The 17,932-nt window shown below is 61.2% G+C and carries 13 protein-coding genes and 2 tRNA genes; 7 read left to right on the top strand and 8 right to left on the bottom strand.

Translation table 11 applies throughout. The features are described from left to right. Positions 1–2: 2 nt before the first annotated feature. The 3 genes from DNK49_RS03565 to DNK49_RS03555 are packed head-to-tail and all read right to left on the bottom strand — an operon-like array spanning position 3 to position 2,993. The gene (locus DNK49_RS03565; protein ID WP_110522906.1) at positions 3–785 is read right to left on the bottom strand and encodes a phosphoadenylyl-sulfate reductase; all 783 of its coding nucleotides are present in this window, start codon (positions 783–785) and stop codon (positions 3–5) included. Further along, positions 782–1,321, bottom strand: a complete 540-nt coding sequence (locus DNK49_RS03560) for a DUF934 domain-containing protein (protein WP_110522905.1) — start codon at positions 1,319–1,321, stop codon at positions 782–784. Before DNK49_RS03560 ends, DNK49_RS03565 begins: the two co-directional genes overlap by 4 nt. Next, on the bottom strand, positions 1,314–2,993 hold the full coding sequence (locus DNK49_RS03555) for a nitrite/sulfite reductase (RefSeq protein WP_110522904.1): 1,680 nt from the start codon (positions 2,991–2,993) through the stop codon (positions 1,314–1,316). Before DNK49_RS03555 ends, DNK49_RS03560 begins: the two co-directional genes overlap by 8 nt. 184 nt (positions 2,994–3,177) lie before the next feature. Here DNK49_RS03555 and cysB point away from each other — a divergent pair, with 184 nt between their 5' ends. After that, the gene (gene cysB / locus DNK49_RS03550; protein WP_110522903.1) at positions 3,178–4,119 is read left to right on the top strand and encodes an HTH-type transcriptional regulator CysB; all 942 of its coding nucleotides are present in this window, start codon (positions 3,178–3,180) and stop codon (positions 4,117–4,119) included. 7 nt (positions 4,120–4,126) lie between these two features. Here the strand turns inward: cysB and DNK49_RS03545 are convergent, their stop codons facing one another. The 3 genes from DNK49_RS03545 to DNK49_RS03535 form a co-directional block, all read right to left on the bottom strand. Then, positions 4,127–5,041, bottom strand: coding sequence for a transporter substrate-binding domain-containing protein (locus DNK49_RS03545; protein ID WP_110522902.1), 915 nt, complete (start codon positions 5,039–5,041; stop codon positions 4,127–4,129). A gap of 52 nt (positions 5,042–5,093) precedes the next feature. Then, entirely contained in the window at positions 5,094–6,494 is a 1,401-nt protein-coding gene (locus DNK49_RS03540; RefSeq protein ID WP_110522901.1) for an aspartate ammonia-lyase, read from the bottom strand. Between the two features lie 103 nt (positions 6,495–6,597). Beyond that, entirely contained in the window at positions 6,598–8,337 is a 1,740-nt protein-coding gene (locus DNK49_RS03535) for a cation:proton antiporter domain-containing protein (RefSeq protein WP_110522900.1), read from the bottom strand. 155 nt (positions 8,338–8,492) lie between these two features. On the opposite strand from DNK49_RS03535, the gene DNK49_RS03530 reads away from it, so the two are divergent. From DNK49_RS03530 to DNK49_RS03520, 3 genes are all read left to right on the top strand, one after another. Next, positions 8,493–9,944, top strand: a complete 1,452-nt coding sequence (locus DNK49_RS03530) for a diguanylate cyclase domain-containing protein (protein WP_133255078.1) — start codon at positions 8,493–8,495, stop codon at positions 9,942–9,944. An 82-nt stretch (positions 9,945–10,026) separates the two neighbouring features. Continuing rightward, on the top strand, positions 10,027–12,822 hold the full coding sequence (gene prsT, locus DNK49_RS03525; protein ID WP_110522898.1) for an XrtA/PEP-CTERM system TPR-repeat protein PrsT: 2,796 nt from the start codon (positions 10,027–10,029) through the stop codon (positions 12,820–12,822). Positions 12,823–12,956: 134 nt separating this feature from the next. Then, positions 12,957–13,673 (top strand): PEP-CTERM sorting domain-containing protein, encoded by a 717-nt coding sequence (locus DNK49_RS03520; protein WP_110522897.1) that lies wholly within the window; start codon positions 12,957–12,959, stop codon positions 13,671–13,673. A 61-nt stretch (positions 13,674–13,734) separates the two neighbouring features. On the opposite strand, the gene DNK49_RS03515 is transcribed toward DNK49_RS03520, so the two are convergent. Both DNK49_RS03515 and DNK49_RS03510 read right to left on the bottom strand, forming a co-directional pair. Next, positions 13,735–15,540, bottom strand: a complete 1,806-nt coding sequence (locus DNK49_RS03515; protein WP_110522896.1) for an ABCB family ABC transporter ATP-binding protein/permease — start codon at positions 15,538–15,540, stop codon at positions 13,735–13,737. 14 nt (positions 15,541–15,554) lie between these two features. Next, positions 15,555–16,196 carry a LysE family translocator gene (locus DNK49_RS03510; RefSeq protein ID WP_110522895.1) on the bottom strand — a complete coding sequence of 214 codons (642 nt, stop codon included), beginning with the start codon at positions 16,194–16,196 and terminating at the stop codon, positions 15,555–15,557. Between the two features lie 241 nt (positions 16,197–16,437). On the opposite strand from DNK49_RS03510, the gene DNK49_RS03505 reads away from it, so the two are divergent. From DNK49_RS03505 to tuf, 3 genes are all read left to right on the top strand, one after another. Further along, positions 16,438–16,511 (top strand) — tRNA-Gly (locus tag DNK49_RS03505). A 24-nt stretch (positions 16,512–16,535) separates the two neighbouring features. Then, positions 16,536–16,610, top strand: a tRNA-Thr gene (locus DNK49_RS03500). A gap of 78 nt (positions 16,611–16,688) precedes the next feature. Beyond that, positions 16,689–17,879 carry an elongation factor Tu gene (gene tuf, locus DNK49_RS03495; protein WP_110522884.1) on the top strand — a complete coding sequence of 397 codons (1,191 nt, stop codon included), beginning with the start codon at positions 16,689–16,691 and terminating at the stop codon, positions 17,877–17,879. Positions 17,880–17,932 lie beyond the last annotated feature (53 nt).

Here is a 17,932-nt window from a genome sequence, read left to right as displayed (position 1 = left end):
ACTCAGTCCTTCTTGACGTGAAGCCCGCATTCCTTGGCGGTGGGGTCTTCCCACCACCAGCGGCCGGCGCGGATGTCCTCGCCAAGCGCGATTGCGCGGGTACAGGGTGCGCAGCCGATGCTGGGGTAGAACTGGTCGTGCAGGTCGTTGTAGGGCACATTGTTGAGGCGAATGTAAGCCCACACCTCGGTTTCGCTCCAGTCCGACAAGGGATTGAGCTTGTCCAGACCGTTGCCGGCGTCGAACTCGCGCAAGGGCAGGCCGGTGCGGGTGGTCGACTGGGCTGCACGCAGGCCGGTGACCCAGGCCTTCTTGCCCGCCAGCGCACGCCGCAGCGGTTCGACCTTGCGAATCTGGCAGCAGGTCTTGCGCAGTTCCAGCGAGTGGTAGAAGGCATTGATGCCCTCGGTCCGCACGTAGTGCTCTACCGAGCTGGCATCCGGAAAATACACCTTCAACCGGGTGTGATAGTGCTGTTCCACATCACCCATCAGCTTGTAGGTTTCTGCCGGCAGGCGGCCGGTGTCGAGCGAGAAGATCTCGACCGGCAGCTTGTTGCCCAGGATCAGGTCGGTCAGCACCATGTCTTCGGCGCCAAAGCTGTTGGCAAAGGTCACCTGACCCTGGTCGCCAAGTTCCGTCACCGTGGCTTGCAGCAGTTCGATTGCGGCACGGGTTTTGGTTGCAACCGTGGCACGCAGCGCCTCGCTCAGTTCGGGGTGGGTCGCCGGGTTACGGGGTGCCTGGGCACCGGCTGGCCTTAGCATGGACACGGAGATGTTCATGCGGCCTCCTTGCGTGTCTGTCGGCGGAACAGCGGCTCTGCGCGGTCTACCGCCCCCTGGTAGGGTTCGGAGAAGTCCTTCAGGCTGGCCAGCGCAGCCTCGAGCTGGGCACGGCTGTACTTGCCTTCCTTCGGCTGCAGGCTGTCGAAGCCACAGCGGGTGTAGAAGAAGAACTGGTCGCGCAGGACGTCGCCAATGGCACGCAGTTCGCCAGCGTAGCCAAACCGTGCGCGCAGCAAGGTGGCGATCGAGTAGCCCCGGCCATCGGCAAACTTCGGAAAGTCCACCGCGATAAGCTGCAGACGCAATAGATCGCCGGCGAGCGTGGCAGGGTCTTCAGTGCCAGCCAGCCATACGCCGACGACACCCGCTTCCGCACCGGCCAGCAAGCTGTCGCGTCGCGCCAGCCACAGCGCCAGCGGCACGATCACACGGCCAGCGGGCAGTTCGAGCGCGGCGAGATCCTCGCCCTCGACGACGCGCACTACCGTCCAGTCGTCCGTGTGCAGGGTGCCGTGCTTGATGATGTCAGACATGAGCTTGCTTCCTTTGCTCGCGTTCAGCATAGACGCGGGTCTTGAACGGTTCGACGCCAACGCGGCGCACGGTGTCGATGAAACGTTCGTCAGGGTGACGATGTTCAGTGTAGGTGCGGATCAAGGAGCTGACCACATCCGGCATCTCGGCTGCGGCGAAGGATGGACCGATGACCTTGCCAAGTGCGGTGTCGTTGCCCTGGTCGCCGCCGACGGTCACCTGGTACCACTCTTCACCGTTCTTATCGACACCAAGTACGCCGATGTGACCGACGTGGTGGTGACCACAGGCATTCATGCAGCCGGAGATGTTGATCTCGATCTCGCCGATGTCGTGCAGGTAGTCGAGGTCGTCGAAGCGCGCCTGGATGGCGTTGGCGATGGGGATCGACTTGGCGTTGGCCAGGGCGCAGAAATCTCCCCCCGGACAGGCAATGATGTCGGTCAGCAGGCCGATGTTGGGTGTGGCAAGGCCGGCATCACGGGCGCTTTCCCATACGGCGAAGAGTTCGGACTGGCGCACATCGGCCAGTACCAGATTCTGCTCGTGGGTGACGCGGACTTCGCCAAAACTGTAGCGTTCTGCGAGATCGGCGACGTGGTCAAGCTGATCGGCGGTGATGTCTCCAGGCGCAATGCCCGTCTGCTTCAGTGACAGCACGACGCTGGCGTAGCCTGCGAACTTGTGCGCGCGGACATTGCGCCGGGCCCAGGCTGCGAAGGCCTTGTTGCCAGCGAGCTGGGCGGCGTAGGCAGCATTTTCGGCGGGCAGGGTTTCCCGCACAGGGTCGACGAAGTGGCGTGCGACGCGGGCCACTTCTGCCTCGGTCAGGGTAGCGGGGCCACCCTTCAGATGCGCGAATTCAGCTTCGACCTGGGCGCGGAAGGCGTCGATGCCGAGTGCCTTCACCAGGATCTTGATCCGTGCCTTGTAGGCGTTGTCGCGGCGGCCGTGCAGGTTATAGACACGCAGCACTGCTTCGCAGTAGCTGAGGATGTCCTGCCACGGCACGAAGGCAGCGATTTCCTCGCCGAGGATGGGGGTGCGGCCGAGGCCACCGCCGACCAGTACCCGGAAGCCGATGTTGCCGCTTGCGTCGCGTTTCAAGTCCAGACCGATGTCGTGTACCTGAATGACGGCACGGTCATCGGTCGCACCGTTGACTGCAATCTTGAATTTGCGCGGCAGATAGGCGAATTCCGGGTGGAAAGTGCTCCACTGCCGCACGATCTCGCACCACGGACGAGGGTCGATCTGCTCGTCGCCAGCGACGCCGGCGAAGGGGTCGGAGGTGACGTTACGGATGCAGTTGCCCGAGGTCTGGATGGCGTGCATCTGCACCGTGGCCAGTTGGGCCAGGATTTCGGGCACGTCTTCGAGCTTGGGCCAGTTGAATTGCAGATTCTGGCGCGTCGTGAAGTGACCGTAACCGCGATCATAGGTGCGTGCGATGTGGGCGAGCATGCGCACCTGCTTGGCGCGCAGGTTGCCGTAGGGCACGGCGATGCGCAGCATCGGCGCATGGCGCTGGATGTAGAGGCCGTTCTGCAGGCGCAGTGGGCGGAATTCGTCCTCGCTCAATTCGCCGGCGAGATAGCGGCGCGTCTGGTCGCGGAATTGGGCGACCCGTTCATCCACGATCCGCTGATCGTATTCGTCGTATTGGTACATCGCTTCTCTCTGTCTGCGAGCGGTCGTGTGATGCAGCGCGGCCGCCCAGGCGTCGGACTTGGGGCTGGGTGTTCGTGCTGACGAACACCTGCTCATGGTGCAGTGCATCCTAAGCGGGATGTTTAGGCATAAAAAGGGGGTTTGCGTTAGACTTTAAGAAGAATTGGTTATTAAGGATGCGAAAATGAACCTGCAGCAGTTACGTTACATCCATGAGGTGGCGCGCCGCGGTCTGAATGTGTCCGACGCTGCGGATGCCTTGTTTACCTCGCAGCCGGGGGTGTCAAAGCAGATCCGCTTGCTCGAGTCCGAGTTGGGCGTGGAAATCTTCGTCCGCCACGGCAAGCGCCTGGTGGGGGTGACCGAACCCGGGACGGCCGTGCTGGCCATTGCCGAGCGCATGTTGCGTGATGTCGATAACCTGCAGCAGGTGGGTGAAGAGTTTGCCAACGAGAGCGCGGGCCGGTTGTCGATTGCGACGACCCACACCCAGGCGCGTTATGCCCTGCCGACGGTGATCCGTGACTTCATGCGGCGTTATCCGCAGGTCAAGCTGGAACTGCATCAGGGCAATCCGCAACAGGTCTGTGACATGGTGCTGGATGGAACTGCCGATATTGCGATCGCCACCGAGGCCATTGCCGAGCGCGAGGACCTGGTGATGCTGCCCTGCCACCAGTGGAACCGTTGTGTGGTGGCCTCTCCCCGTCATCCCATCCTCAAGGAGCAGCCACTGACGCTGGAGGCCATTGCACGGTATCCACTGATTACCTATGACGACGCATTTACCGGGCGGGGTTTGATCAACAAGGCGTTTCTGGGGCGGGGGTTGAAGCCCAATGTCGTGCTCACCGCGATCGACTCGGATGTGATCAAGACCTATGTGGCAATGGATCTGGGCATCGGCATCCTGGCGCGGATGGCCTATGACCCCGCCGTTGATCGTGATCTGGGCATGATCGATGCGGCACACCTGTTTGAATCGAGCACCACCCGCATCGGCTTGCGTCGGCGGGCCTGGTTGCGTGGCTATGTCTATGCGTTCATCGAAGGTTTTGCGCCTCATCTGACGCGCCGGATGGTCGAGAATGCGCTATCGGGCGGCGGCGAGGATTACCAGCTTTGACGGGACGTCAGTCCAGCGGGCGGTCGTTGGGTTTGCGGAACAGGGTGCGCATGGTGTCCGAGAGTGGAAACTCCAGGTTGATCCCGTGCGGTGGAATTGCCTGTGTAAACCATTTTGCATAAAGCGATTCAGCCTCGCCGCTACGCATCATTTTTGTGATGGCCTGGTCTACGACCGCCTTGAAAGCGTCGTCGTTGCGTTTGAGCATGCAAGCATAGGCTTCAAATGACTGGGGCTCACCGGTGATCCGCCACTGCTGCGGGGTGTGCGCTTTGGCGCGCTCGCCATACAACAATGCGTCGTCCATGACGAAAGCGGTGGCACGTCCAGCCTGCAGTGCCAGGAAAGCATCGTGATGATCGCCCGCGGAAATGATAATGGCGGGTTCCGGCTGTTGATTGTTCAGTCTCCGTAGCAACTGCTCGGAGGTTGTTCCGGCCGTGGTCACCACCCGCACGGCGCCGAGATCCTTGAAGCCCCTGATCGGGCTGTCGGTACGTACCATCATTCGCGTTCCAGCGATGAAAAAGGTACTTGAAAAGCTGGCGAACTGCTCGCGTTCGCGGTTGTGTGTGGTGGACCCGCACTCAAGGTCGATGCTGCCGCCATCGATCAGCAGGAAGCGGTTCTGCGAGGTAATCGGTACCAGTTCGATACCGAGATGCGCCAGACCAAGGTGCTTGCGGATGGCTTCGACAATGCCCAGCGCAAAGGCGTGCGCATAGCCGACGACTTGCCCGTCCGGCAGCACGTAAGAGAACGGTACCGAGGAAACCCGGTAGCCCAGGTGCACAACGCCTCGTTCTCGAATGCGGTCCAGCGTTCCAGGGGCAGCATTGGCGGGGACGGCAAGAAGCGCAGCCAGCGTGAGGGCGAAAAAGGTGATGATTGCGCGTGCGCGACTCAGGTGAAACCGGTGCATACCCTGCGTTGATCCAGGCGAGGCGTGTAGTCTAACAGGGTGCGTTGCTGTTTCAGGCGCGTGGTGCGGTCAGCACCTCCGGGCGCAGCACGCGCTCCAGTGTTTCCTGGTCTGCCAATCCGCGCTCGAGCACCAGTTCGGCCACGCTGCGACCGCTGCGCAAGGCTTCGCGCGCAGCCCACGTGGCATTCTCATAGCCGATGACCGGGTTCAGCGCGGTCGCCAGCCCAGCGGACGTGCGTACGCGTTCGGCAAGCAGGTCGCGGTTGGCGGTAATGCCCCGTATGCAGTTTTCGGTCAGTGTCCTGCAGCCGGCTTCAAGGTGCTCAATGCTCTTGAACAGTGAATGGCCGATGATGGGCTCGAAGGCGTTGAGCTGAAGCTGACCACCTTCGGACGCCATGGTGATGGTGACGTCGTTGCCGATGACTTCGAAGGCGATCTGATTGACCACTTCCGGAATGATCGGGTTGACCTTGCCGGGCATGATGCTGGAACCGGCGGCGCGTTCTGGCAGGTTGATCTCGTTGAAACCGGCCTGCGGGCCGGACGACAGCAGGCGCAGGTCGTTACACACCTTGGACAGCTTGCAGGCAATGCGTTTGAGCACGCCGGACAGTTGCACGAAGGCACCGGTATCCTGGGTAGCCTCGATCAGGTTCTCGGCCGGAACCAGCTTGACCCCGGACAGCTCGGACAGGAACTCGGTTGCCATCCGGGCATAACGGATGTCGGTGTTGATGCCGGTGCCGATCGCCGTGGCGCCAAGATTGACTTCCTGGATCAGGGCGATGGCCTCGCGCAGTCGGGCGATGTCTTCGCTCATCATGACCGCATAGGTCGAGAACTCCTGCCCAAGCGTCATCGGCACGGCGTCCTGCAACTGGGTACGACCGATCTTGAGGATGTCCTTGAACTCCGCCGCCTTGGCCAGATAGGCCTGGCGCAGGCTCTCCATGGCGTTGAGCAGGCCCTGGATGGCAAACACCACGGCCAGCTTGAGCGCAGTGGGGTACACGTCGTTGGTGCTCTGGCTCATGTTGACGTGGTTGATCGGATGCAGCTCCTTGTAGTGGCCGCGGGGCCAGCCGAGCTTTTCCAGTGCGAGGTTGGCGATGACCTCGTTGGCGTTCATGTTGGTCGAGGTACCCGCACCGCCCTGGATGACATCGACGACGAACTGCCCGTGCAGCCTGCCGTCGGCAATCTCGCGACAGGCGTCTTCGATGGCACGGTGTCGGGTGTCGTCCAGCTGGCCAAGCTGGTGGTTGGCGCGTGCTGCAGCCTGCTTGACCAGTGAAAGTGCCTTGACCAGTTCGGGATAGGAGCCGATGGGTTTGCCAGTGATCGGGTAGTTCTCGAGCGCACGCAGGGTATGGATGCCCCAGTACACATCCGCAGGGACTTCGCGCTCGCCAAGCAGATCGTGTTCGACGCGAACCGGACTGTGCATGATCGTCTCCCGTTTGGGCGGCTGCGGTGTTGCGGCCGCATGTTCTGTCGTGATTGTGTGCCTTTGATCCGAACTTTGCGCTTGGGGTTCTCCCTTGGGGGGCTCAGGCGTGAAATGCGTTGATACGGCGTTCCCGCTCCACGTCCAGCAACCGGCCCGCCGCCTCGGGGGGGAGGCCGAGCGTTTCGAGGACCGAGCCGGTCAGCTGCAGGCTGGATTCCAGCGTTTCCGGAACAACCCGGTTTGCGCCCGCTTCGCGCAATGCAAGGGCGTGCTTTTCGTCGCGTGCCCGGGCGATGATGTGGATGCCGGGCAGGGTTCGGCGGATGCCATGTGTTGCGTGGATGGCGGCGGCGACGTGATCCATGGTCAGCACGACCGCTTGCGCCTGGTCGAGCCGGAGTCGGCGCAACAGTTCGGGGCGGCTGGCGTCGCCGTAGATCAGCGGGATGCCTGCCTGGCGCTCCCGTGCGACGACTTTGGCATCGCTCTCGATGGCGACATAAGGCACGCCTTGTTCTGCCAGCATCTGGCCAACCAGACGGCCGACCCGGCCATAGCCAGCAATGATGACATGTCCGTGCAAGCCCTCGAACTCGGTGTTCTCTGCGAGCGGTGCTGCGCCCTCGCGGCGCTCCATCATGGCTCCGACCGTACGTCCGACCCGGGCGACCAGTGGTGCAGCCAGCATGCTCAGGCCGACCACCAGCAACATGAACTGTCCGATATCACGTGGCAGGATGCCGAAGCTCAAGGCCAGGCCGATGACGATGAACGCAAATTCGCTGCCCTGACCAAGCAACAGGCCGCCTTCGGTGGCGCGTCCCCAGGATAGTCCGAATGCGCGCAGCAGCACGATGATCACGACAGCCTTGATCAGGATGAGCCCAACGACCGAGAGTGGTGTCCAGAGGGGCTCGGCGACGAGCGCACGCAGGTCGATACCCATGCCGACGGACAGGAAGAAGAGACCCATCAGCAGGCCCTTGAAAGGCTCGATGGTGACTTCGACTTCGTGACGGAACTCTGTTTCGGCGATGATCAGGCCCGCCAGCAGTGCGCCAAGGGCCATCGACAGTCCGGCCGCCCAGGTCAGCGCAGCAACGCCGAGTGTGGACAGCAGGGTCAGCGCCATGAAGGTATCGGGTTGCCGGCTGGCTGCGATCTGGTGGAACACCGGCCGCACCACTCGGCGGCCAATCAGGTAGATCAGTCCAACAGTGATCAGCCCTTTGCCCACGGCAAGCCCCATTGTGGCGGCGAAGCTGCCCTCGCCACCCTTCGCTCCGAGGATGGAGATCAGGACCAGAAGGGGAACCACGGCCAGATCCTGCAGCAGCAGGATGGCGAACGAGGTCTGCCCCAGCGGGCTGCCCAGCTCTTTTTGCTGGATCAGCAATTGCATGACGATGGCTGTGGAGGAGAAGGCCAGCGCGAGACCCAGCACAACCGATGCTTCTACCCCATGGCCAAACCAGGCTGCGATCAGGCCGATGAGGCTCGCGGTTACCGTGACCTGCAGGCTGCCCAGGCCAAATACCAGACGGCGCATCGACCACAAGCGGTCGATGGACATTTCCAGGCCGATCATGAACATCAGGAAGATGACGCCCAGTTCGGCAAGCGCCTGTACGCCCTCGTCGCGGGAGAAGGTGATGTAGCTCAGCTTGGGCCAGGTGTCCGCAAGGCTGGCCAGGCCATAAGGGCCCAGAAGGGTGCCGACCGCGAGAAAGCCCAGGACGGCGTTGATCCGCAGGCGTGCGAGCAAGGGGATCAGGATGCCGGTCAGGACCAGGAAGAGGATGGTTTCCTTCAAGAACGGGAAGGCGCCGTGTGCGTCCATGACCTATACCCTGTGTCTAATCGGTGGAGGAGTGTACTCGATCGGCCCGGGCCGCACCTTGTGGTGATCCAGTGGGTGTTGTCCGCACGCGTCACGCGATATGCCTGCGTGCCGTCCATGCACCCCGTAGAATATGATGCTTCGGATCCGTTATCGTGAGACGTCACTGGATGAGTGTGTTCGCCCGTCAGCGCTGGATGAGCATCGGCCTTGCATTGGTCGGCACGGTGCTGTCTGCGTTCGTGCTGGTGTCCGGGCGTCTGGTCGAGGAGCGCTTGCAGGAGCGTTGGCGGGCGGAGAGCCTGTCGGAGCTCGCCGGTCTGCGTGCCCGGCTTGAGGGTGAGATCAATGGTGCGACCAATCTCACAGCCGGCTTGATCGCAGATGTCGCGGTCAGCGGCACGATCGCGCCGGCGCGCTTTCAGTTGTTGGCGCGTGAGCTGATGCGGACGCATTCCTTGCTACGCAACATCACATTGGCACCCAATAACGTGATCGAGATGGTGTACCCGCTGGAGGGTAATCAGGCTGCGCTTGGGCTGGATCTGCTCAACCATCCGGTTCAGGGGGCAGCCACCCGCCGCATGCTCGAGACGCGGCAGCCGGTGCTGGCTGGACCGGTCGATCTGGTTCAGGGTGGCAGGGCATTGATCCATCGCGTACCGATCTACCTTGCTGACCAGGGTGTCGCTCCCCGAAGTGGTTCTTACTGGGGCTTGATGAGTACGCCCATCGACTTTGATCGCTTGCTGGCTTCGGCGGGCCTTGTCGAGCCGGAAGGGCGCTTGCTGCTGGCGTTGCGAGGTGTGGATGGCAGTGGCTGGAAGGGTGCCGTGTTCTGGGGCGATCCCGCGCTGTTCGATCGGCCGGATCGTATCGAGCTCGATGTCCGGGTACTCGATGGCGGGTGGGGGATGGTCGCAATCCCCCGGTATCCACCTCCCGGGCTGGATGCCGTCCGAGGCTGGACGCGCGCAATCGCTCTGGCTTGTTTTGCCGTGGCCTTGGTACTGGCCTGGTATCTCGACCGGACGGGGCGCCGCCTCGAACAGTCCGAGGCCCAGGTCCGCCAACTGGCGCTGCATGACAGCCTGACCGGGCTGGCCAACCGCGTGTTGCTGGAAGGGCGCTACCGCCAGGCCACCGAGGTCGCAAGGCGGGAGGGACATCGGCTGGCGCTGCTCTATCTTGATCTGGATGACTTCAAGCCGGTCAATGACCAGTATGGCCACGAAACGGGTGATCATGTACTGCGTGCGGTCGCCCAGCGTCTGGGCGGAGATCTGCGCCAAAGCGATACCGTTGCCCGTGTGGGCGGAGACGAGTTCGTCGTGTTGTTGGGGCGGGTGTCGTCACCCGATGATGCGCTGGGCGTGGCCGAGAAGATTGTCGAGCGCTTGCAGCAGCCCTTTGTCATCGATGGTATCGAGTTCGTCATCGGGGCTTCGATTGGCATTGCGCTGCAACCCGATCATGCCGATGAGCTGTCGGCGCTGATGCGCTGTGCGGATCAGGCGATGTACACGGTCAAAGGTGTAGCGGGCGGTAAGGTCGCGATTGCCGATGCGGCAGGCTGCGATTCGGTGAAGGAAATGGCATCGGCGTGAGCTCAGGGACGATTTAACGGACCACGATTGGTCGCGTTCATATAATTCGTTTCCGTATCACCTCACGCTCGAGTGCTTGAACATGAACAGTCGTCTCTACCGTTACCTGCGCATCCTCGCGTGTGTGCCGCTGCTGGCAGGCGGGGGGCATGTCCATGCCGATGCGGCCAAAGCGGGTCGGTTCTATGAAGATGCATTGGTTCGCTTCCAGGGCAACGATGTGCCTGGGGCGATCATCCAGCTAAAAAACGCACTCCAGCAGGACCGCGACATGCTCGCGGCCCATCTGCTGCTGGCCAAGGCATACCTGTCGAGCGGCGATGTCGGCCCGGCTGAGGTTGAGTTCAAGGAGGCATTGCGCCTTGGCGCCGACCGGGAGGTGGTGGTTGTGCCGCTCGCTCAGATCTATCTGATGCAGGGTCGGTATCAACTGCTGATTGACTCGATCAAGCCGGACGGATTGTCGCTTCCTGCCAAGGTGGATGTATTGAGCCTGCGCGGCACAGCTTTGGGCAATGTCGGCAAGTCAATTGATGCAACACGCAGTTTCGAAGAGGCTAGGGCGCTGGACTCCCTGTCGCCTGTGCCACTGCTGGCCGAAGTGCCGCGGCTGATCGCCGGTGGTGAGCTGGATGTGGCGCGTGTTCGTGCTGAGCGAGCGGTGGAGTTGGCGCCGGATCTGGCAGCTGCGCACAATGCACTGGCGTCGGTGAAGCATGCTGCGGGTGATCTGGCTGGGGCGTTGGCAGGCTATGAAAAGGCGATCTCCTTGCAACCCGGCTTTGTCGATGCGGTGGTGGCGCGTGCGGGGATTCTGATTGATCTTTCCCGCGACGCCGAAGCAGTCAGCACCTTGGCGGTGCTCGACACCGCGTCCGAACCCAGGGCCCGTTACCTGCAGGCATTGCTTGCGACACGTCGCGGCGATGCAGCTGCGGCCTCACGATATATGGAGGAGGCTGCCGGCCTCGTTGATGCGTTGCCGTCGGAGTGGCTGGCGACCCAAGAGCAGATCCTGATGGTCGGTGCGCTGGCGCACTACTCGGGGCGTCAATATGAAAAGGCGCGCAAGTATCTTGAGGCGTTGACGGGGCGTTACCCGCGCAATATTGGTGCGCGTCGCCTGCTGGCTGCGGTGTTGGTCGACATGGGCGAATATCCGCGTGCAGCGACTTTGTTGGATCAGGTGCTGCGCGATCTGCCCGATGATCCGCAGACCCTGCACCTGCTGGGGCGGGTTCAGCTTGCACAGAAGCGGTATGCACGTGCTACCGAGTTGTTCGAGCGTGCGCTTGCCGCGGGCGGGCGTTCCAGCGAGTTGCAGGCCTCTCTCGGTGCGAGCAGGCTGGGACAGGGGGAGCGCGCCGCTGGCATCAGTAATCTGAAAGCGGCCTTTGAACACAACCCACAGGACCTCGGTGTAGCGGTGACCCTGGCCAATTTGCTGGTCCGGGAGGGGCAAAAGCCGGACGCGCTCGCAGTGGCCATGCGCGTTGTAGAAGCTTTGCCCGATGATCCCTCCGCACTTAATCTGCTTGGTTTGATCAAGGCTTCAACTGGCGATGCTGAGGGAGCGCGGCAGGCCTATGTTGAGGCGGTGCGCAAGTCGCCCGGCTTCATGCCTGCCCAGCTCAACCTGATTCGCGCCGATATCGAGTCGGGGCGACTGGATGAGGCGCGCAGCCTGCTTGATACCTTGCTGCGCAAAAACAAGCGGGATGGCATCGCGATGTACGAGATGGCGATGCTTGAGCAACGGGCGGGCCGTCATGCTGAAGCATCGCGCTGGTTTGAGCGGGCGGCTGCCGAGCGCCCCAACGATGTACGGATCGTGCTGGGTCTGGTCGAGTTGCGTTCTGCGGCGGGTGACAGGGTGGGGGCACGAGAGGCTGCGTATGGGCTGGCCTTGCGGCGCAAGGGCGATCTTGGCGTGATGGCTGCGCTGGCCAACACGGAGATCGCCGCGGGCGATTTACGTTCGGCGCAGCAAACCTTGCGTGAGATGACGGCGCTGGCCGAGTTTGATGCCACGGCATTGGTCAGGATAGGGTACTTGCAGCTTGCTGCTGCGAATCCTGATGCGGCAGTCTATGCCGCACGCAAGGCCATGCAGGGGCGTCCCGCTGACCTGGCTGCGATGGCGCTGATGGTGCAAGCGGAGCGCATGCGTAAGGACAGTCCAGCGGTGGATAGCGCGCTTCAGGCGCTGCGCAAGCAGCACCCCGGTAGTTCCATTGGCATGAGGTTGGCGGGTGATGTGGCGATGGACAGGGGGCAGCCTGCGCAGGCGGTGGAACGCTATCGACAGGCGTTCGAGTTGCAACCCGATTTTGATCTGGTGACTCGTCTTGCAAGTGCGCATGTGCTGCTGGGTAAGCCAGAGCAGGGTGCTGTCTGGGTGCGTCGTTGGTTGCAGCGTGCGCCTGACGACATGAGTGCTTACTCCGTGCTGGCGGAGTTGGAAATGCGTAAGGGTGATTGGGTTGCAGCGCGTCGCGGGTACGAAAAGGTCGTTGCGTCCGGAAGATTTGATGCAAGGACACTGAACAACCTTGCGAATGTGCTGATCCATCTGGGGGAAGGGGATCCGGTGGCCCTTGCGCAGCAAGCGTTGGCGATGGCGCCGGGCGATGTAGCCATTGTTGATACCCTGGGCTGGGCGTTGGCACGGGCAGGGCGCTACGATGAAGCGATACGGCATCTACGTGACGCACGTCTGCGTGCGCCGCAGGATGCCGAGATTCGCTGGCATCTCGGATTTGCGTTGGCACGCCAGGGGCGGGCAGATGAAGCCAGGGCTGAGTTGCAGGCTGCGCTGCAAGATGGGGCGCAGTCAGCCTGGACGGATGAGGCGCGTGAATTGCTCAAGAAGTTGTAATGCTGTCGGTAAATTTGACAGATTTGCTTTCCATGCGGCTTGATGTGTGTTTAAAGTACTGTTTTTGAACGATTTAAAATTCAGGCCTGATATTTGCTGTTCTATGTCTAAAGTTATTTTTCGGGTGTACTGACATGATTACTCTACGCAAATTCGCAGTGGCTGCTGCTTTGGTGGCTTGTTCGTTTTCAGCCTCTGCCGCGACGACTTGGGCATTGACCAATTCAGCGGCAAACGAGCCCTTGGTGACCGGTTGGAGGGCGTCGGGCAATACCACTATGCTCGCGACAACCACTGTTGGCTATTGGGGGGGCTCGGGAATCGGGATCGGGCCTGAAGGCTCGCCGGAGCATTCGCTGGACAATGCGAATGGCTACGAGGTTGCGGTGCTCAGTTTTGATGATCTGGTTCGGCTGGATACGGTGAAGGCTGGTTGGTGGTCCAATGACTCGGACATCTTCGTGATGGCTTACACCGGCGTGGGTACGCCGACCACTACGAGTTTGCAGAACCTGACCAGCAGCGGCTGGACGCTGGTTGGAAATTATTCGAACATTGGAACGACGACAGTTCAGTTGGGGACTGACGAGAATCTGTACTCAAGTTTCTGGCTGATCGGAGCGGGGGGGTTTCAGGCTGGAGTGGGAGTGACCTCGGGTGATCGGAGTTCGACGGGGTGGCGTACGTTGGGAACGACTTACGGCAAATACGACTACGTGAAAATCGCGGCAGTAGGTGGTGTCACCAAGCCCGATACGCCCCCGGGTAAGGTGTCGGAGCCTGGCCTGCTGGGTTTGCTGGGTATCGGTCTGGTGGGCTTGTTCGGTCTTCAGCGTCGGCGTGTTCGCTGAGCATTGCGAAGTGATTCAAGCAAATATGGCGCTTTCGGGCGCCATATTTGTTTCAGCAGCATCATGTTTCGGCGTCGAGTGCGTTTTGCTGCTGGCTTTCCCACATCTGGGCGTAATCGCCTTTTTGTGCGATCAGCTGTTCGTGAGTGCCGCGCTCGATGATCCGTCCGTGCTCCATCACGATGATCTGATCCGCATTCATGATCGTTGATAGGCGGTGAGCAATCACCAGGGCTGTTCGCCCGGTGGCGGCGAGTTCGATCTGCCCCTGTATGGCTTTCTCTGTTTTCGAGTCCAGTGCGGATGTCGCCTCGTCGAAGATCAGGATGGCCGGGTCTTTCAGTAAGGCACGGGCAATGGCAACGCGCTGCTTTTCACCGCCCGATAACTTCAGTCCGCGCTCTCCGACACGGGTTGCGTAACCGTCTGGCAGTTGCTGGATGAAGGCCTCCAGTTGGGCGGCGCGGGCGGCAGCCTCTGCCTCCTCCTTGCTGGCGTCCGGGCGCCCGTACTGGATGTTGTAGAGCAGGGTGTCGTTGAACAGCACGGTGTCCTGCGGCACGATGCCGATTGCACTGCGCAGGCTGTCCTGGGTGAGCTGGCGGAGGTCGTGGCCATTGATACGGATGCTGCCGCCCGTGACATCATAAAAGCGGTACAGCAGGCGGGCCAGCGTCGACTTGCCTGAGCCGGAGTGGCCGACGATCGCAACAGTCTGCCCAGCCTCGACCGTGAAGTTGATGTCGTGAAGGATCGGGCGCTTGTTGTCATAGGCAAAGTTGACCGCGTCGAACCGGATCGATGCCGGGCCGGTGGGCAGGACATGCGCATCTGGAGCGTCTGCAATCTCCTGGTGTTCATTCATCAGGCCGAACATGCGCTCGATGTCGGTCAGTGCCTGGCGGATCTCGCGGTAGATCACCCCAAGAAAGTTCAGCGGGATGTAGAGCTGGATCATGAAGGCATTGACCAGCACGATGTCGCCCAGTGTCATCGCGCCCGAGGCGACGCGCGTCGCGGCCTGCCACATCATTAGTGTGACGCCAACCGAGATGATGGCCGCCTGGCCGATATTCAGCGCAGAAAGTGAATACTGGTTGCGGACTTGTGCCTGCGTCCACTTTCCCAGTTGTTCGTCGTAGCGACGGGCTTCGTAAGCTTCGTTGTTGAAGTACTTGACCGTCTCGAAGTTCAGCAGGCTGTCGATGGCGCGTGCGTTGGCGGCAGAGTCGAGCTCGTTGGCGTGACGTCGCAGCGCGGTGCGCCAGTTGGTGACGACCACGGTGAATGTGATGTAGATCGCCAGCGTGCACAGCGTGATCACGGCGAACACCGCGTCGTACTGCACAAGCAGGATGCCGATGACGAGGCTGATCTCGATGAGGGTGGGCAGGATCGAATACAGCGTGTAGCTGATGAGTGAGCCGATCGATCGTGTGCCGCGCTCGATGTCGCGGGTCAAGCCTCCGGTCTGACGCTCGAGATGAAAGCGCAGGCTGAGTTGGTGCAGGTGCTTGAAAAGACGCAAGGTGATTTCGCGCACGGCTTGTTGCGTCACTCTGGCGAAAATGATTTCGCGCAGCTCAGTGAAGAGCGAGGTCGAGAATCGCAGCACGCCGTAAGCAAGCAGGAGTGCTGCGGGTACCACGATGAAGGCTTGCTCGTTAGAGATCGACAAGCCGTCAATCAGATGCTTGAACGTAATCGGGACGGTGACGTTGGCGCCCTTTGCGGCGATCAGACAGCCCAGCGCCAACAATACGCGACCTTTGTACGCCCAGACAAAAGGCAGGAGTTGGCGGATGGTCTGCCAGTCATGTCTTTGTCCGGTGGGTGGAGCGGGAAGGGTGGTGGATGCGCGTCTCATCATGCGTCTCGGTGTCAGAGTGTGGTGCGGTCAAATGCGAGCCGCAGCGCAAGGGCGAGCAACAGGCCGCCAGTCATCCGGTCAAGCCAGATGCTTGCATGTTCGTGGCGGGCGAGTAATCCGCCGATCGTGCCAGACAGCAGTGCGATGGCGCCAAACACGATCAGTGTTTGAACCGAAAACAGGGTGCCGAGGGCAATGAGTTGCAGGCTGATCTGCGTATCGCCCTGCTGAGTGAACTGGGGCAGGAAAGCGAGAAAGAACAACGCCACCTTGGGGTTGATTGCGTTGGCGACGAAGCCCCGGCGTACGTGGGTTCCCCAAGTCTGTGCTGACTGTGCGATTGAATGTGAATGTACTTGAGCGACACGCGCATTGCACAGCGCCTGAATGCCCAGCCATGCCAGATAGGCGGCGCCAGTCACCTTCAACAGGGTCAGCAGGGTCGGCTGGGCCGCCAATGCGGCGCTGACCCCCAGGCTGGCCCAAAGTGTATGGGTAAAGCAGCCCAGGGCGCACCCGCAGGCGATGCCCAGTGCTGAGCGTCGTCCGCCAGAAAGGCCGTAGCTCAACACCATCAGGTTGTCAGGGCCTGGGCTGAGTGTAATCAGCACGGAAATGGCCAGGAAGGTGGCGAGCGTATCGAAGGGGGGCATCAGTGCATATCGGGTTGGCAGCGCAGCATTCTCTGGCGTGAGCGCGGTGGGCGTCAAACTTGCCTGGCTGCGATCAGCTAAGGCCTCTGTTCGAAGTTCTGAAGATTTTTTCGAAAACGTTTGACAGGTCCGATGTTGACCTCTATAGTGCGGGGCTTCGCGCTTGGAAGCACATTAGGTGCTGTGGTTTTGCAGCACCAGTAGCGGTAGTAGTGAATCGGCTGAAGATCGTTTGAAGTGCGCGGGTGTAGCTCAATGGTAGAGCAGAAGCCTTCCAAGCTTATGACGAGGGTTCGATTCCCTTCACCCGCTCCAGCTTTAAGTAGTGCCGGTTTCGGCGCCCTTGTAGCTCAGTGGTAGAGCACTCCCTTGGTAAGGGAGAGGCCACGTGTTCAATCCACGTCAAGGGCACCACTTCCATCTGCCTCGTCCTGTGTGACGGTGTCGGAGTCATCGGTTCTAAAATTCTGATTCTGATTAAAGGGTGTCGATATGGCTAAGGGTAAGTTTGAACGTACGAAGCCGCACGTAAACGTTGGCACGATTGGCCACGTTGACCACGGCAAGACCACGCTGACGGCAGCGATCACGACGATTCTGTCGAAGAAGTTCGGTGGCGAGGCGAAGGCCTATGACCAGATCGATGCGGCGCCGGAAGAAAAGGCGCGTGGTATCACCATCAACACCGCGCACGTCGAATACGAGACCGCAGCGCGTCACTATGCGCACGTTGATTGCCCGGGTCACGCTGACTACGTCAAGAACATGATTACCGGTGCGGCGCAGATGGATGGCGCGATCCTGGTGTGTTCGGCTGCTGACGGCCCGATGCCGCAGACTCGCGAGCACATCCTGCTGGCTCGTCAGGTGGGTGTTCCGTACATCATCGTGTTCCTGAACAAGTGCGACATGGTCGATGACGAAGAGCTGCTCGAGCTCGTCGAGATGGAAGTGCGTGAGCTGCTGTCGAAGTATGACTTTCCGGGTGACGATGTGCCCATCGTCAAGGGTTCGGCACTGAAGGCGCTCGAAGGCGACCAGTCCGACATCGGTGAGCCGGCGATCTTCCGTCTGGCTGATGCGCTGGACAGCTACATTCCGACGCCTGAGCGCGCCATCGATCGCCCTTTCCTGCTGCCGATCGAAGACGTGTTCTCGATCTCGGGTCGTGGCACCGTGGTGACCGGTCGTGTCGAGCGTGGCGTGGTCAAGGTTGGTGAGGAAATCGAGATTGTCGGCATCAAGGCGACGGTCAAGACCACCTGCACCGGCGTGGAAATGTTCCGCAAGCTGCTGGATCAGGGTCAGGCTGGCGACAACGTGGGCGTGCTGCTGCGCGGCACCAAGCGTGAAGACGTCGAGCGCGGCCAGGTGCTGTGCAAGCCGGGTTCGATCAAGCCGCACACCCACTTCACGGGTGAGGTGTATGTGCTGTCGAAGGAAGAGGGTGGCCGTCACACGCCGTTCTTCGCCAACTACCGTCCGCAGTTCTACTTCCGTACGACGGATGTGACGGGTGCGATCACGCTGCCGGAAGGCACAGAGATGGTCATGCCGGGTGACAACGTGTCGATCACTGTCAAGCTGATCGCTCCGATCGCCATGGAAGAAGGTCTGCGTTTCGCCATCCGTGAAGGTGGTCGCACCGTTGGTGCCGGCGTCGTCGCCAAGATCATCGAGTAATCGCAGTAGCGATTGATCGATATGGAGCGCGCCTGAAAAGGTGCGCTTTGTAG

It is taken from the genome of Parazoarcus communis SWub3 = DSM 12120 (assembly GCF_003226565.1).
In the GTDB taxonomy this organism is placed as follows: Bacteria; Pseudomonadota; Gammaproteobacteria; order Burkholderiales; family Rhodocyclaceae; genus Parazoarcus; species Parazoarcus communis.
Note: the sequence above shows the minus strand (reverse complement) of the source record. Positions and strands in the feature narration are given on the sequence as shown.